The sequence below is a fragment of the Amycolatopsis sp. Hca4 genome, assembly GCF_013364075.1.
GTDB lineage: Bacteria > Actinomycetota > Actinomycetes > Mycobacteriales > Pseudonocardiaceae > Amycolatopsis.
Genome location: NZ_CP054925.1, coordinates 1,162,517 through 1,177,451 on the forward strand (window position 1 = coordinate 1,162,517; position 14,935 = coordinate 1,177,451).

The following is a 14,935-nucleotide window of genomic DNA, read 5'->3' on the forward strand; positions in this document are numbered from 1 at the left end:
GTGAAGATCACCCGACTCGCCCAGGGGCTGCTGGCCGGGCTGCTGGGGTGCGCCGCCCTCGCCGTCCCGGCGGCCGTCGGCGCCGCCACCGCCCAGGCCGACGTAGCCAGCACCTTGGTGTTCGGCAAGAACACCGAAGGCCACGACTGTTACCGCATCCCGACCGTCGTCAAGGCCGGCAACGGCGACCTGCTCGCCTTCGCCGAGGGCCGCAACGGCGGCGCCAATTTCTGCAACGACCTCGGGAAGATCGATCTCGTCATGAAGCGGTCGACCGACGGCGGCAAGACCTGGGGTGCGTTGAACACCGTCATCGAGGCTTTCGGTGACGTCAAGGGCAATCCGGCGCCGATCGTCATCCCGGGCAGCAACCGGATCGTGCTGCTGTCGACCATGCAGTGCTTCACCAACCCGTCCTGCGGCCGGGTCCCGCGCGTGTCGATCAGCGACGACAACGGGAAGACGTGGGGCGCACCGAGGGTGCTGACCACCGAGCTGGGGTTCGCGAGCGCGCCCGGCTGGCTGGCGACCGGTCCGTCGCACGGGATCGTGCTGACCCGCGGCGCGCACGCCGGCCGGCTCGTCGCCGGCATGAGCTACACCGTCGGCGGGAAGAACACCGGGGCGCTGGTCTACAGCGACGACAAGGGGGCCACCTGGCACCGCGGGGCGGCCGACACGTCCACTTCGGACCTGATGAACCCGCAGGAGATCAGCGTCACCGAACTGCGGGACGGCCGGGTCTACGCGGCCGCGCGCAACGACGCCAACGATGACAACAAGTGCCTGGCGGACGGCACCCACAACCGCGCCTTCGCGATCAGCTCCGACGGCGGCGCGAGCTTCAGCTCGAAGTTCGCCTTCGCCACCGACCTCGTCACCCCGGTCGTCGAGGGTTCGACGGCGCGGATGAGCGCGACCGACACGGGCGGCAAGTACAACCGGATCGTCTTCGCGGCGCCGTCGGTGTGCGACCGGCGCAAGGAGCTGCGGGTCCACTCGTCCTTCGACGAGGGTGCCAACTGGACCGGCACGGCCGACAGCGTGCTCGTGTGGGGCCAGGACGCGGCGTACTCCGACATGGTGCAGCTGTCGCAGTCCTCGGTCGGCGTGCTGTTCGAAGCGGGCCCGGAGTTCCACGCGAACGACTCGATCCGCTTCGCGGCGGTCAATGACACCGCGCTCGGGGCCCCGGCCTGCGGTGGCGGTTACGGCGTGATCGACTCGGCGCCGCTGGGCACCGGCGGCGCGGCCGGCACGGTGTTCCTCTCCTACAACGCGGCCAACGGCCAGAACTGCGTCAGCACCATGAAGAACGCCTCCGCCGGGACGGCCACCGCGACCTCGGCCTACCTGGAGGTCAAGGGCTCGGTGCGGCAGACGGACTCGGGGTCGTTCTCCTGGTTCGCCGGTCCGGTCAAGGCCGCGGCGGCGGACAAGTGCGTGAAGTGGGGCGGCTCGGCCGGCGGCCAGGCCTACGACAGCGAATTCGAGCACTGCGGCTGAGAACGCCGGGTGGGACCCGCCCCCTGGCCGGGTCCCACCCTCCGCCGCGCCGCCCGGCCCCCTCGACCGGGCGGCGCGGGCGGTTTCAGAAACCGGTGCAGCTGGCGACGGCCCCGGCGCCGGCCGCGGTCGCCGTCTTGGCCTCCTTGCCGTCGACGACCACCTTGCAGCCGACCGAGCCGCCGTCCGGCCCGGCGGTCGCGGTGAACTGGGCCCCGGCGAGGAACCCGGTGGCTTCCACGGTCTTGGTCCACGGCGCCGTCGCGCCGGTTTCGGTGTTGATCAGGATCGTGTTCCGGTCGAAGGTGCTGTAGACGACGTCGATGGCCTTCGCGTCGCCGCTGACCTCGTAGACGATGGTGTGGTGCGCGGTGGCCTGCTCGTTGACGTCGCCGATCGCCTTGCCGATCACCACCGCCCACAGGATGCAGACGACCAGGCCGAGCAGGGCCACGACGGCGCCGGCGATCGAGAGTCCCTTGTTGGTCGCCTTCCCGGAGCGCACTCTGGCCACGCCGACCGCGGACAGGATCAGGCCGAGCACGCACAGGGGCCAGGCGACCACGCCGACGAGCGGGATCGGGGCGAACACGAGCCCGATCAGGCCGAGGACGAACCCGGCCGTGCCCAGGCCGTTGCGCGCCGGCGCGGCCGGCGGGGCCGCGTGCTGCTGGATCGGGGTGTAGTCGGTCATCGGGGTTTCCTTTCGCCTTTTCTCGACGGCGAGAAGGAAACCAGCGGCGCGGTCCGGCCCGCGTCGTCCGCAAGCCTCGACCCGGTACGACGAAAGTCGTCACCGGCCGCGGCCCGGACGAGCGGATCGGCTGATGGGCGCGCGGTGGTCACCTCGTAGGCTGGCCTGCATGGGACGGTCCGTGCTGGGCGTGGTGTGCACCGTGCTGGCAGTCGCCGCGAGCGTGGTGACCGGCATCGTGAACGTGTCGCTGGAGGTCAGCCTGCCCGGCACCGACGAACTGCACGTGACGGCCGCGGCGGTGCTCGGCTGGTTCTTCGGGATCGGCGCGGCGATCATGCTGGTCTGGCGGTGGCGCTGGCCCCTGGTGGTGACCGGTATCGCGGTGGCGCCGCCGTTGCTGCTCGTCGCCGACTCGCTGGCCGCGTTGATCGCCCTCGCCGCGCTCGCGACCCGCTACACCGGCTGGTGGCGCTGGGGCGCGGCGACGCTGGTGTTCGCCGCGACCGGGCTCGCGGTGTGGCGCGACGCGAGCCGGCCCACGGAGATGTCGCTGTCCGAAACCTGGATCTCGACCGAGACGACCGGCGCCAAGCTGATCGGCGTCCTCGTCACCGCGGCGGTGTACACGGCGGTCCCGCTCACCCTGGGGATCGTCCGGTACAGCCTGACCGAGAAACGCCGCTTGGCCGCCGAAGAGGCGGCGCTGCGCGATCAGGTGGCGCGCCGGGAGGAGCAGGCGCGGATCGCGCGCGAGATGCACGACGTCCTCGGGCACCGGCTGTCCCTGCTTTCGCTGCAGGCGGGCGCGCTGGAGGTCACGGCGGGCACGACGGCGGACGCGGCGGAGGCGGCCAAGACGGTCCGGACCACCGCCCGGCAGTCGCTCGACGACCTGCGCCAGGTGATCGGCGTCCTGCGCGGCTCGGGGTTCGCCGACCGGGCTCCGGCCGGCGCCGCGGAGCCGCCCCAGCCGACCCTGGCCGACATCCCCGACCTGGTCACCGGCGCCAGGCAGGCGGGCTTGGCGGTCAACCTGACGGTCCTGCTCGACCAGGCCGCGACGGCACCGGCCCCGCTGGCCACGGCGGCGTACCGGATCCTCCAGGAAGCCTTGACCAACGTGCTGCGCCACGCACCGGGAGCGCCGGCGGAGGTCCTGGTCCGCGGCGGCCCGGGCGCGGGGCTGTCGGTCGAGGTGTTCAACCCGCTGCCGCCGCACCCGGTGCCGTCACCGGGGTCGGGCACCGGGCTCACCGGCGTCAACGAGCGGGTCACCCTCCTCGGCGGCGCCCTCTCGGCGGGCCCGTTCGACGAGCGCACGTTCGCGCTGCGGGCCTGGCTGCCGTGGGTGGCACCGGCGCCCTAGCATGGGCGGGTGAGCGTACGCGTCCTGCTCGTCGACGACGATCCCCTGGTCCGCACCGGATTGTCGATGATACTGGGCAGCACCCCGGACCTGCAGGTGGTGGCCGAGGCGGGCGACGGCGACGAGGCGGTCCAGCAGGTCGCCCGGCACGCACCGGACGTGGTGATCATGGACATCCGCATGCGCCGCATGAACGGCTTGGTGGCGACGGCGGCGGTGCTGGCCCAGCCCCGCCCGCCGAAGGTGCTGATCCTGACGACGTTCGACCTGGACGAGTACGTGTTCGAGGCGTTGGCGGCAGGAGCGAGCGGTTTCCTCCTGAAGGAGGGTTCACCCCAGGAGATCATCGAGGGCGTCCGCGTGGTGGCGGCCGGCGACGCGATGTTGTCCCCGCGGACGACGAAGCAGCTGATCGGCCAGTTCGTGGCGGCCCGGGCGAACCCACGGCGATCGCGGGCCCAGGCGAAGCTGGAGCTGCTGAGCGAGCGGGAGCGCCAGGTGGTGACGGCGGTGGCGCAGGGGAAGCCGAACGCGGAGATCGCGGCAGAGCTGTTCCTCAGTGAGGCGACGGTGAAGACGCACATCACGCGGACGTTCGCGAAGCTGGATGTTTCGAACCGGGTGCAGTTGACGATCTTCGCTTATGAAGCGGCCCTTGTGACGCCGTGAACTCCCGGTGGGTCCGTCTCGCCTCGGCCGTCCTCGTGCCGGTCTTGCTTCTGGTGGCGCTGTGGTTCGGTTGGCTGAGCTGGCTGGTGGCGGACGGGGGTCCGGTCCGGAAGACGCTCGAGGCGCTGAGCTGGCTCGCGGCGATCGCGGCAGTCGGTTTCTCCTTGGTCGAACTGCGGCGCCGAAAGCCGGAGGTGCCGCAGAGTGTTCACGTAGGTCGTGCGCTGCACCTTGACGGCGACAAGCTGCCTCGCGTGGCCGATGTGTCACTGCTGGCGTTGCGGGTGAAGCGGGCCGTGGGCACGTCCGACGGCCAGGCCCCTCCCCAGTACGTTCCCCGCGACCGCGACGAGGACCTGGAGTGGGCGATGGCGAGCGGCGGTCTCGTGGTGCTGCACGGCCGCGCCGCCGCGGGCAAGAGCCGGATGGCGGCCGAGGCTGTGCGCCGGTTGCGTCCCGGTCATGACCTGCTCGTTCCGATCGACGGTCGGGCGTTGCGGCAGGTCGTCGAGGCCGGGCTCAAGGACACGGTGATCTGGCTCGACGACTTGGAGCGTTTCCTCGTTCCCGGCGGGCTCGACGTGGGACTGCTCCAGCGGTTGGATCTCTCGGTGTGCGTGGTCGCCACGATCCGCGACCACGAACTCGCTACCCTCCGCACGGAGGGAGCGATCAACAAGGCTGCGGCGGAGCTGATCGCGAGCATCCCGCCGAGCCACCTGATCGCGATCAAGCAGCACCTGACGGAGGCCGAGCAAGAACAGGCGAGGCTCCTGCAGGCGGGTGATCCACGCATCGGCCGAGCGCTCGAGGCCGCCGAGGGCTTCGCCGAATACCTCGCGGCGGGACCGCCCATGCTGGAGCGCTGGTCCGTCGGTGACAGCCCATTGTTCCACGTCGGCCAGGCACTGATCAGCGCGGCGGTCGACTGCCGACGGGCCGGCTACGCCCGACCCGTTCCGAGCGCCACGCTCGCCGCATTGCACCGCCACTACCTGCCCACGCCGTGGCGCGACCGTTCGGATCTCCCGCCGGTCGCCGAAGGTCTGGAGTGGGCGGCCCGGCCGGTCCTGGGCGCCAGTTCGTGCTTGCAGCCGCGGGTCGGCGACGGGTACCTGGCTTCGGACTACCTGATCGACCGGGCACAGGAAGGCGCCGGCCCGCTCGGTGCCTCGCCGATTCCCGATCACCTGTGGGACACCCTTTTCTCGCTGAGTTCCGATCAGGATGTCGTGTCGATCGGCATCGGCGCCTACGAGGCCAGTCGGTTCGAGTTCGCCGAAAGATGCTTCCGACGGGCTGACGCTGCCGGAGACGAAAGGGCCATCGGGTGGGTGGCCGTGGCCATCGGCCGAATGGGCCGGTTCTCCGAGGTCAAGGACATCTTCCGAAACGCGGCGGGGTCCGGCAACCGGGACGTCATGATACCGGCCGTGGCTGCGCTCGCCTTTGAAGGGCGGTTCGACGACATCTCCGACCTCGTCCGGCATGCGATCACGACCGGCAACCAAGATGCGGTCCTTCTGGCGACGATTATGTTGAGCAGCAATGGCCGTTCGGCAGAGCTCCACGACCTCGCTGCGTTCGCCATCCGCTCAGGCGCACCCGACGTCAGAACCATCACCGAGATGGCAGCGGGGACAAACCTCACCTCCGTTCAAGTGGCCGATCTTGCCCGGCTGTCGGTCGAAAGTGGCAGTCCCGAGGTCGTCGGCGAAACATTGACCGGGTTGAAGAGGATCGCGCAAAGCGTCAAAGAACAGAGCCTCGCTGTCGCCTTTGCGTGGCTCGCAGACCAGGAACCTCCGCTCACGCTCTTCCGGCTTGCCCAGCATGCCGTCGTCTTCGATGATCTTGCCTATCTTCGTATGATCGTCCCGCACCTCGCCCGGCGGAACCGGTGGGCCGACATCGAGATGCTGCGGCAAATTGCCGCCGTATCGCGGCACACCGAGTCGGTCGAACTACTGCGGACATTCGGCCCCGACCGCTGACCACCCGCTCACTTCGACCCCGCCGGCGCAGTGGCCACCGCGGACTCGCCGAACCGGATCCCCTTCGCCTCCTTCCCGATCGCCGTCAGCACCGCCACCGCGACCAATCCCGGCACCACCGTCCACACCAGCGCCGACGTGTAGCCGTGGGACTCCGCGATCGCCTGCTGGATCGGCAGGTTCAACGCCGCCAGGAGATTTCCCAGCTGGTACGTCACTCCCGGGTAGAAGCCGCGGATCGCGTCCGGGGACATCTCCGTCAGGTGGGCCGGGATCACGCCCCATGCGCCCTGGACCATGATCTGCATCAGGAACGAACCCAGGGCCAGCATCCCCGCCCCGTGGTCGACCGCGAAGATCGGGATCACCGGCAAGCCCAGCACCGCCGCCGCCACGATGGTGCGGCGGCGGCCCAGCTTCTCCGACAGCGTTCCGAACGTCAGGCCGCCGATGATGGCTCCGATGTTGTACAGCACCGCTATCCACGTGCTCGTCGCCGCGCTCAGGCCCGCGCCGCCGTTGTCGTGGGCCTTCAGGAAACTCGGGTAGACGTCCTGGGTGCCGTGGCTCATCCAGTTGAACGCCGTCATCAACAAGATGAGATAACCGAAGCGGCGGATGACCTTCGGGTTGAGCAGGATGTCCTTCACCGACGTCCGGGTCACCTTCAGCTTCTCGCGCGCGGTCTCCCACACCTCCGACTCGCGGACGCGGGCGCGGATCAGTAGGCTGATCAGCGCCGGGAAAATACTGAGCACGAAGATCCACCGCCACGGCAGGCCGAGTGCCGAGTGGAACAGCAGGTACGCCAGCGCCGCCAGCAGGTAGCCGATCGAATAGCCGACCTGCAGCAGGCCCGAGAAGAAGCCGCGGCGCTCCGGTGGGATCTTCTCCATCGCCAGCGCCGCGCCCAGGCCCCACTCGCCGCCCATGCCGATGCCGTAGACGAACCGCAGCACCAGCAGCACCGCGTAGTTCGGCGCGAACGCGCACAGCAGACCGGCCACCGAATACAGCACGACGTCGGTCATCAGCGGGATCCGGCGCCCCACCCGGTCGGCCCACAGGCCGAACAGGAGCGCGCCGACCGGGCGCATCACCAGTGTCGCCGTCGTGATGAACGCCAGCTGGGTCGCCGTCGCTCCGAACGACTTGTCCTTCGCGATGTCCGCCAGCACGAAGACGACGAGGAAGTAGTCGAAGGCGTCCATGCTCCAGCCGAGCAATGCGGCGAGGAACGCGTTGCGCTGGTCGGGAGTAAGCGCTTTCCGGTCTGTCACGTTCGCCCCGTTCCGTCGGTTTCCCACCGGAAGACCTCAGGCCCGGTTTAGCACCCACCACCCCGGGCGGGCAAGGGATCAGAGCGAGACGCGCGTGCGGACCCGGCGGCCGACGTCCCGGGCCCACGCCCTGATGCGGTCCCAGTCGCGGAAGTCACCGGCCCGCCTCCCGGACGCCACCAGCTTCGGGATCAGCCCGCGCACGGTCGCCGGGTCCAGCCGGCCGCCGAAGGTGGCCGTGCGCTCCGCGTCGATGCGCGCGGCCAGCAGGGCCACGTTCGCCGGCAGGCTGACCTGGTGCGTGGCCGCGCCCGGGCCGCACGGTCCGCTGTGGAACAACCACACCGGACGCTCGGCGAGCGCCCGGGCGTTGCGTTCCAGCAACCGGACGGCTTCGGGCCGCCAGCGGTGGTAGTACAGCGCGCTGCCCACGATGACCGCGGCGTAGTGCTCGACGCCGGCCACGTCGGCGGCGTCGCGGACGTCGACGGTCAGGCCCGCTTCACCGAGCTCGGCGGCGATGACCTCGGCGATCTGCCGGGTTCCGCCGTGACGCCCGGCGTAGGCGACGAGGACTGCGGTCATGCGCTCCATTGTCGGCCTTTGCGGCGCGTACTGCCCCATGGTTGGCGCACGATCCGCCGAACGGGCGCTTCCACGCTACTCTCCGCGTTGCTCTCCCGGCGGCGGCAGGAACGCCGGTCGCTCCGAAGGGTCAGGCTCGTCGTAGTAGCGGTGGAACACCGCGGTCTGCCCGCCCGACAACGGCGGCACGATCCAGCTCCAGTCCGCCGGGCACCGGCGCCCGGCCCGCTCCTCGCGTTCCAGGTGGGACAGGAACCGGTGCGCCTCCGTGTGGTGGTCGGCCATCGTGACGCCGGCCGCGTCGAAGGAGTGCTGCACCGCCAGCGTCAGCTCCACCAGCGCCCGGTCGCGCCACAGCGTGCGCTCCGACGCCGTGTCGAGGCCCATCAGCTCGGCGATCACCGGCAGCAGGTCGTACCGCTGCGCGTCGGCCAGGTTCCGGGCGCCGACCTCGGTGCCGAGGTACCAGCCGTTGAACGGCGCCGCCGGGTAGGTGACACCGCCGATCTCCAGCGGCATGTTGCTGATCGCGGGCACGGCGTGCCAGCGCAGCCCCAGCCCGGCGAACCAGCGGTGGTCGGGGTGGGTCAGCGGGACTTCCAGGACGGCGTCGGGCGGCAGCGTGAACAGCCGCGGTTCGCCGGGGACCGCCTCGATCAGCAGGGGCAGGACGTCGAAGGAGCCGCGCCGCTCCGGTGGCCGCCAGCCGAGTCCGCGCACCTGCTCGGTGAACGCGGTGCAGCGCGGATCGCCGAGGACCGAGCCGTCTTCGAAGCGGTACCCGGCATAGCGGATCAGCTGCTCGTTGTGGATGCGCGGCCCGGGGGTGTCCGGCGTGTCCGGCGCGAAGACGGTGAGCGTCGGCCGGATCCGCCCGCCCCGGGTGGCCTGGCGGAGGTGGGCGACGCACTCGCCGGCGATCGCGGCGGGGTCGGTGACCCGGCGGCGGTCCCGGATCCGCAAGCTGCGCCAGTACAGCCGGCCGATGCAGCGCGCCGAGTTGCGCCAGGCGACCCGGGCGCCGTACGCCAGCTCGGCCGCCGTGTGCCGGTAGGTACCGGTTTCCCGGATTTCCGCGCGCACCTCCGCAAGCCGGGCCTCGAAGCGCTCCCCCGCTTCCGCGGCGCCTTCGGCGAACATCCGGTCCAGGAATTCCTCCGCTTCCGCGAAATCGACGCTCGGCTCCACCGAGACGCACTGTGAGTGGACCGGCCGCCCAGGCATCACCCGTTCAGGTGTAACGGTCACCGTTCCTTCCCACTTTCCGGAACTGCGATCTTCAGCCCGCCGAAAAGGTCCACCGTTCCTCCGGAAGTCGCCGACACACCACGAGCCGGATGTCCCACCACCCCGAGGACTCCGGCCAGGCAGGGGACAATACCGCAAATTTCATTGCCGAAAACATCTGCTACCAAGAGTCATCCGGACATGGCGCACCGCGTTTTTCGTCATCGATCACCCGAGACCGGAAATCGCACGTGATCGTTTCGCGGCCACACGCCCCGCATTTTCGTGGTATTCGCCGAACCGCCTTCACCGGGGGCGGCCGCCCGGGTACGCGCGCCCGCGTTAGAGTCGCGGTGATCGGCAGAGGAGGGACGGTTTTCGTGAACGCAAGGCGCATCCCGGTCGTCCTCGTCGCCGGGTTCCTCGGCGCGGGCAAGACGACGCTGCTCAACCACCTGCTCGCCAACCGCGAGGGCGCCCGGGTCGGCGTGGTGGTCAACGACTTCGGGCAGGTGAACGTCGACGCGCTCGCCGTCGCCGGCCAGGTCGACACGATGGTCTCGCTCGGCAACGGCTGCCTCTGCTGTGCCGTCGACGCCAGTGGGCTGGACGCCATGCTCGCGAAGCTGTCCAGCGCCGAAGCGGGCATCGACGTCATCGTCGTCGAAGCCAGCGGGATCGCCGAGCCCCGTGACCTCATCCGGCTGATGATCGCCAGCGAGAACCCGGACATCCGCTACGGCGGGCTGGCCGAGGTCGTCGACGCCGCGGAGTTCGAAGCCGCCCGCGAACGCCATCCGGAACTGGCCGACCACCTGCGGCTGGCCGACCTCGTGGTGCTGAACAAGGCCGACCGGGTCCCCGCCGAGGCGCTGGCGAAGCTGAGCGCGACCGTCGAAGAGCTGGCGCCGGGCCGTCCGCTGCTGGTCACCGAGCACGGCCGGGTCGACCCGCGGCTGTTCTTCGACCCAGAACCCCGCGGCGAGCGGGTCGGCCAGCTGTCCTTCGACGACCTGCGCGAGGACGACCACGACCACACCCACCACCTGCACGCCGAGTACCAGACGGTCACCTTCACCGCCGAGACGCCGCTCGCCCCGCGGGCTTTCGTGGACTTCCTCGAGCGGCGCCCGGCCGGGCTCTACCGGATGAAGGGCCAGGCCGACTTCGGCCCTACCGGCCCGGAAGCGCGCTTCCACCTGCACACCGTCGGCGGGTTCGTGCAGCTGGAGCGCTCGGCCTGGCCGCCGGGCGAGCCGCGGCGGACCGAGCTGGTGCTGATCGGCGCCGGCATCGACACCGACGCCGTGCTGGCCGACCTGGGCCGCTGCCTCGCCGAAGACCCGGCCACCGTCGACGAGCGCGGTCTGTTGCACATCCTGCGGTACCTGCCCGACCAGGCCTGACCGCACCCGCCACGCCGAAGATCGGCAAATGCGCCGCCGTCCGGCCCGCCGCACCGGACACTGACCGCCATGACGACCACCGCGGTGAGCGCACCACGCTGGTACCTGGTCGGCGTGCTGCCCGAAGACGTCCCCCTGGCCCACCTGATGACCCGCTCCGGCGACCTCCGCTACCGGCGTTCGGCCTGCGGCGAGCGGGAGTCCCGCAGCTGGAAACCGGTGGATCCGGCGACGTCCGAGGTGCCGCCGTGCCCCGCGTGCGTCGCGACGCTGTCCGGTGTCGGTGAGGACCGGGGCCAGCTCGCCCTCGAGCTCGGGGTCTAGGCGGTCAGCGTCCAGGCGAGCCGTTTCGCCGTGTCGAACGGCTGCGGGCTCTGGGCGACCACCGAAGTGACCGCCGCCCCCTCCAGCAGGAGCATCAGCTCGTCGGCCAGCGCCTCGGCGCGCCCGGCTTCCCGGCGCTGGAGCTGCGCCCGCAGGTAGCCGTGCAACGCGGTCTTGTGGTGCCGGACCACTTCGCGCACCGGGTCGGCGGGGTCGGGGAACTCCGAGGTCGCGTTCAGGAAGGCGCAGCCGCGGTAGCCGTCGCGGGAAAGCCAGGCGCCGTAGGCGTCGAAGACCGCCAGCACCCGCGCCCGCGGATCGGCGTGCGCGGCGGTGATCCGGTCGATCTCCTCCTGCCACCGCCGGTCACGCTCCCGCAGGTACGCGACGACGAGCCCGCTCTTCGACCCGAAGTTGCCGTAGAGGGCCGCCTTCGTCACCCCGGCCTCGGCCGCCACCGTGTCGACGCCGACGGCGTGGATGCCGTCGCGGTAGAACAGCGTGGACGCGGCCTGGAGCACCTTCGCGCCCGCATCGCCGGGACGGGTTCGGCCCACAGCACCCCTCCGAACAGATCGGTACGGTTGTCTACCTGCAGTGATCCTAGCATCACTTGACACCAGACAGACCTGTCTGTTCGCTGGAGCCGATGGCAACGGAAACGAAGACGGACACCTGGTGGGCCACGGCCGCGGTCGGCGCGGTCGTGATCGCCCTCTGCTACGGGTTCGCGCGCTACGCGTACGGGCCGTTCGTGCCGCGGTTCAGCGAGACGTTCGGGCTGACGACGGTCGGCGTGGGCGTGCTCGGTGGCCTCTCCACCGCGGGCTACGGCCTCGGGTTGCTGCTGGCGCCGAGAACCTCCGCACGATCGGCGCGCGGCACCGTGCTGCTGGCCGCGGCCTCGGCGACGGCCGGGCTCGCGCTCATGGCGCTGGCCCCGCACGTCGCGGTGTTCGGTGTCGGGATCGCCGTCGCGGGCGCCGGCGCGGGACTCGTCTCGCCGGGCGTCGCGCAGCTGATCGGCGAGACCGTCGGGGCGGGCGCCCGCGACCGGGCGCAGACCTGGGCCAACACCGGGACCGGCCTGGGGCTGGCCGCGTCGGCGTTCACTCCCCTGCTGGCCTTCGGCTGGCCGGTGATCTGGGCGGTGTTCGCCGCCCTCGGCGTGGCGGTGACGTTCCTCGCGTGGCGGACGTTGCCTTCGGGCCCGCCGGCGCACCGGTGGCATCAAGGCCCGCCCCAGGGATGGCTCCGCTCGTGCTCAACTCCGCGCTCATCGGCGTGACGAGCGCGCCGTACTGGACGTTCTCGACCTCCCGCCTCGCCGAAACCGGGCTGAGCCCGGTGACCGCGACCTGGTGCTGGGCCACGATCGGCCTGGCCGGGCTGCTCGGCGGCCTGGCCGGCCGGGCGGCCGGGCGCGCGGGCCTGCGGACGGTCAACCTCGCGACCTGGACCCTGGCGGCCGCGGGTATCGCGCTGCTCGCCCTGCCGGACCCGGGGGTGCCACTCGCCCTGCTTTCCGGCGCGCTGTTCGGCGTCACCTACATGGCGCTGACCGGGCTGTGCATCCTGTGGGCCGCCCGCCTGGACCCCGAACGGCCCGCTCGCGCCATCACCTGGTCGTTCGCCGGGCTCGGCGTCGGCCAGACCGTCGCCTCACCCCTGGCCGGCGTGCTGGCCGGCGGCCTCGGGTCCGCGGCGGTGTTCGGGCTGACCGCCCTGGTCGCGCTCACCGCGTGGAGCCAGCTCCACCCGCGCTTCGGCCCACCCTGATCACGCCTTCTTCGCGCGGCTCGGCGCCACCCGCGGCGGCTCGTTGGGCATCTTCGGGTACACCGGCGGCCACGGCGCGTCCATCAGCCCGGCCGCCATGTCGCGTTCGGACAGTTCCAGCAGCGGCTCGATGGACTGCGGCCGCTCCCCCGCGCCGGCCCACGGATCGCCGCGCTCGGCCACCCTGGCGGGCACCGTGCTCAGCGTCAGCGCGTCGGGCTCGACGGTGTCCAGCTCGTCCCAGCCGATCGGCGTGGACACCTGGCCGCCGACGCGCGGGCGCACGCACCAGGTGCCGAACACGGTCTTGTGCGGGGCGTTCTGGTTGAAGTCGACGAACACGCGGGTGCCGCGCTCCTCTTTCCACCACTGGGCGGTGATCTTCTCCGGGTGACGGCGTTCGAGGGCCCGCGCCAGCGCGACCGCGGCCGCCCGCACCTGGAAGCCGTCCCAGCGCGGCTCGAGCACCACGTACAGGTGGAGCCCGCGCGAGCCCGACGTCTTCAGGTGGCTTTCGATGCCGTGCTCGGCCAGGAAATCCCTGGTCAGCACCGCGGCCTCGCGCAGCTCGTCGAAACCGATGCCGGGCGAGGGGTCGAGGTCGACGCGCAGTTCGTCGGTGACCTCGGGTGTGTCGGCGAGGTACGGCCAGACGTGGAAGCCGAGGCAGCCCAGGTTCACCGCCCAGAGGATGTGCGCGAGGTCCTTGGCCACCAGCGCGTCGCTCGTCGTGCCGTTCGGCGTCGAGACGACGGTGGTGGTCAGCCACGGCGGCGCGCCCTTCGGGACGCGCTTCTGGAACCAGTTCTTGCCGCCGGCGCCGTCCGGGTAGCGCTCCAGCAGCAGCGGACGGCCGCCGAGCCGGGCCAGCAGCGGCCCCGAAATCGCCCGGTAGTACTCGACCAGGTCGAGCTTCGTCTCGCCGCGCTCCGGGAAGTAGACCTTGTCCGGGCTGCTGATCTTGACCTCGACGCCGTCGACGTCGAGCAGGACCGCCGCGCTCATCGCGCCTCCCCGAACAGCTTCGCGAGTTCGGCGGGCGGTGCCTCGTCGAGCTGGGCGTACGTGCAGGACTCCGGCGTGCGGTCGGGCCGGAAGCGGACCAGCCGTCCGCCGTGCCGGAACCGGCCGCTCTGCAGGTGCTCGTAACGCACCTCCGCCACCCACTCCGGCCGCAGCGGCTCCCACGACAGGTCCTTCTGCGGCGCCCACCGGCTGTTCGCGCCCGGTTGCCGCCCGGGCTCGGGCTCGTATTCGGCCCAGGACCGCCACGGGTGGTCTTCCAGGGCGTTCTCGCGCAGCGGCGCGAGCTCCTCGACCAGCTCGGCGCGGCGGGCCTTGGTGAAGCTGCTGGCCACCCCGACGTGGTGCAGGACGCCCTCGCCGTCGAACAACCCGAGCAGCAGTGAACCGACGCCCACACCGTCCTTGTGCCAGCGGAACCCGGTGACGACGCAGTCGGCGGTGCGCTCGTGCTTGACCTTGAGCATCACCCGCTTGTCCTGTTCGTACGGCAGGTCGCCGGGCTTGGCCATGACACCGTCGAAGCCCGCGCCCTCGAACCGGGTGAACCAGTCCTCGGCCTGCGCCGGGTCTTCGCTCAGCGGCGTGAGGTGGACGCGTTGCAGCCCTTCGGCGTTCGTGGACAGCACGCTTTCCAGCTGCTTGCGCCGCTCGCGGAACGGCTGCTCGGTGAGGTCGGTGTCGCCGAGGGCGAGCAGGTCGAAGGCGATGAAGCTGGCCGGCGTCTCCTCGGCCAGCTTGCGCACCCGCGAAGCCGCCGGGTGCAGCCGCAGCTGCAGCACCTCGAAGTCGAGCCCGGCCGGCGTGACCAGCACGATCTCGCCGTCCACGACGCACCGGGGCGGCAGCGCGGCGGCCAGCAGCTCCACCAGCTCCGGGAAGTAGCGGGTCAGCGGGCGGTCGTTGCGGGAGCCGAGCTCGATCTCGTCGCCGTCGCGGAACACGACGCAGCGGAAGCCGTCCCACTTCGGCTCGTACAGCAGCCCCGGTGCACGAGGTACCTCGTGCACCGATTTCGCGAGCATCGGCCGCACCGGCGGCATGACGGGCAAGTCCACGGCGCGAGCTTAAAACACGGG

At 71.2% G+C, this 14,935-nt stretch carries 15 protein-coding genes; 8 read left to right on the top strand and 7 right to left on the bottom strand.

The window, feature by feature from the left end:
- A complete protein-coding gene (locus tag HUT10_RS04940) occupies positions 1–1,506 on the top strand; it encodes an exo-alpha-sialidase (protein ID WP_176170079.1) in 1,506 nt (501 codons plus the stop codon).
- Positions 1,507–1,591: 85 nt separating this feature from the next.
- Here the strand turns inward: HUT10_RS04940 and HUT10_RS04945 are convergent, their stop codons facing one another.
- A complete protein-coding gene (locus HUT10_RS04945) occupies positions 1,592–2,200 on the bottom strand; it encodes an MmpS family transport accessory protein (protein WP_176170080.1) in 609 nt (202 codons plus the stop codon).
- 169 nt (positions 2,201–2,369) lie between these two features.
- Between HUT10_RS04945 and HUT10_RS04950 the strand changes: the two genes are divergently transcribed.
- From HUT10_RS04950 to HUT10_RS04960, 3 genes are read left to right on the top strand one after another with little or no spacing between them, the layout of a single operon-like run.
- Entirely contained in the window at positions 2,370–3,569 is a 1,200-nt protein-coding gene (locus HUT10_RS04950; protein ID WP_176170081.1) for a sensor histidine kinase, read from the top strand.
- Between the two features lie 9 nt (positions 3,570–3,578).
- Positions 3,579–4,238, top strand: coding sequence for a response regulator transcription factor (locus tag HUT10_RS04955; RefSeq protein ID WP_176170082.1), 660 nt, complete (start codon positions 3,579–3,581; stop codon positions 4,236–4,238).
- Positions 4,235–6,232, top strand: coding sequence for a hypothetical protein (locus tag HUT10_RS04960; protein WP_176170083.1), 1,998 nt, complete (start codon positions 4,235–4,237; stop codon positions 6,230–6,232). The genes HUT10_RS04955 and HUT10_RS04960 overlap by 4 nt, the downstream gene beginning before the upstream one ends.
- 8 nt (positions 6,233–6,240) lie before the next feature.
- On the opposite strand, the gene HUT10_RS04965 is transcribed toward HUT10_RS04960, so the two are convergent.
- The 3 genes from HUT10_RS04965 to HUT10_RS04975 all read right to left on the bottom strand — a co-directional run bounded on the left by HUT10_RS04965 (position 6,241) and on the right by HUT10_RS04975 (position 9,321).
- Positions 6,241–7,512: an MFS transporter gene (locus tag HUT10_RS04965; protein WP_176170084.1), complete on the bottom strand. Its 1,272-nt coding sequence runs from the start codon at positions 7,510–7,512 to the stop codon at positions 6,241–6,243.
- Positions 7,513–7,590: 78 nt separating this feature from the next.
- The gene (locus tag HUT10_RS04970) at positions 7,591–8,097 is read right to left on the bottom strand and encodes a flavodoxin domain-containing protein (RefSeq protein WP_176170085.1); all 507 of its coding nucleotides are present in this window, start codon (positions 8,095–8,097) and stop codon (positions 7,591–7,593) included.
- Positions 8,098–8,172: 75 nt separating this feature from the next.
- Positions 8,173–9,321 carry a nitric oxide synthase oxygenase gene (locus HUT10_RS04975; RefSeq protein ID WP_176177674.1) on the bottom strand — a complete coding sequence of 383 codons (1,149 nt, stop codon included), beginning with the start codon at positions 9,319–9,321 and terminating at the stop codon, positions 8,173–8,175.
- Positions 9,322–9,704: 383 nt separating this feature from the next.
- On the opposite strand from HUT10_RS04975, the gene HUT10_RS04980 reads away from it, so the two are divergent.
- The gene (locus tag HUT10_RS04980; RefSeq protein WP_176170086.1) at positions 9,705–10,730 is read left to right on the top strand and encodes a GTP-binding protein; all 1,026 of its coding nucleotides are present in this window, start codon (positions 9,705–9,707) and stop codon (positions 10,728–10,730) included.
- A 69-nt stretch (positions 10,731–10,799) separates the two neighbouring features.
- A complete protein-coding gene (locus HUT10_RS04985; protein WP_176170087.1) occupies positions 10,800–11,054 on the top strand; it encodes a hypothetical protein in 255 nt (84 codons plus the stop codon).
- Here the strand turns inward: HUT10_RS04985 and HUT10_RS04990 are convergent.
- Positions 11,051–11,611, bottom strand: coding sequence for a TetR/AcrR family transcriptional regulator (locus tag HUT10_RS04990; protein ID WP_176170088.1), 561 nt, complete (start codon positions 11,609–11,611; stop codon positions 11,051–11,053). The two genes, HUT10_RS04985 and HUT10_RS04990, sit on opposite strands and share 4 nt — an antisense overlap.
- A gap of 92 nt (positions 11,612–11,703) precedes the next feature.
- On the opposite strand from HUT10_RS04990, the gene HUT10_RS50500 reads away from it, so the two are divergent.
- Together HUT10_RS50500 and HUT10_RS50505 are read left to right on the top strand one after the other, a co-directional pair.
- Complete coding sequence (locus tag HUT10_RS50500) at positions 11,704–12,342, top strand: MFS transporter (protein WP_254896686.1); 639 nt, start codon at positions 11,704–11,706, stop codon at positions 12,340–12,342.
- Positions 12,303–12,833 (top strand): YbfB/YjiJ family MFS transporter, encoded by a 531-nt coding sequence (locus tag HUT10_RS50505; RefSeq protein ID WP_254896687.1) that lies wholly within the window; start codon positions 12,303–12,305, stop codon positions 12,831–12,833. Before HUT10_RS50500 ends, HUT10_RS50505 begins: the two co-directional genes overlap by 40 nt.
- On the opposite strand, the gene ligD is transcribed toward HUT10_RS50505, so the two are convergent.
- On the bottom strand, positions 12,834–13,838 hold the full coding sequence (ligD, locus tag HUT10_RS05000) for a non-homologous end-joining DNA ligase (RefSeq protein WP_176170089.1): 1,005 nt from the start codon (positions 13,836–13,838) through the stop codon (positions 12,834–12,836).
- Positions 13,835–14,914: an ATP-dependent DNA ligase gene (locus HUT10_RS05005; RefSeq protein WP_217709546.1), complete on the bottom strand. Its 1,080-nt coding sequence runs from the start codon at positions 14,912–14,914 to the stop codon at positions 13,835–13,837. Before HUT10_RS05005 ends, ligD begins: the two co-directional genes overlap by 4 nt.
- Between the last annotated feature and the right edge of the window lie 21 nt (positions 14,915–14,935).

Bases quoted from the DNA above. Each gene is read 5' to 3' on its own strand.
- HUT10_RS04950 (WP_176170081.1), top strand. From the start codon at position 2,370: ATGGGACGGTCCGTGCTGGGCGTGGTGTGCACCGTGCTGGCAGTCGCC.
- HUT10_RS04985 (WP_176170087.1), top strand. From the start codon at position 10,800: ATGACGACCACCGCGGTGAGCGCACCACGCTGGTACCTGGTCGGCGTG.
- HUT10_RS04970 (WP_176170085.1), bottom strand. From the start codon at position 8,097: ATGACCGCAGTCCTCGTCGCCTACGCCGGGCGTCACGGCGGAACCCGG.
- HUT10_RS50505 (WP_254896687.1), top strand. From the start codon at position 12,303: ATGGCTCCGCTCGTGCTCAACTCCGCGCTCATCGGCGTGACGAGCGCG.
- HUT10_RS04945 (WP_176170080.1), bottom strand. From the start codon at position 2,200: ATGACCGACTACACCCCGATCCAGCAGCACGCGGCCCCGCCGGCCGCG.
- HUT10_RS50500 (WP_254896686.1), top strand. From the start codon at position 11,704: ATGGCAACGGAAACGAAGACGGACACCTGGTGGGCCACGGCCGCGGTC.
- ligD (WP_176170089.1), bottom strand. From the start codon at position 13,838: ATGAGCGCGGCGGTCCTGCTCGACGTCGACGGCGTCGAGGTCAAGATC.
- HUT10_RS04975 (WP_176177674.1), bottom strand. From the start codon at position 9,321: ATGCCTGGGCGGCCGGTCCACTCACAGTGCGTCTCGGTGGAGCCGAGC.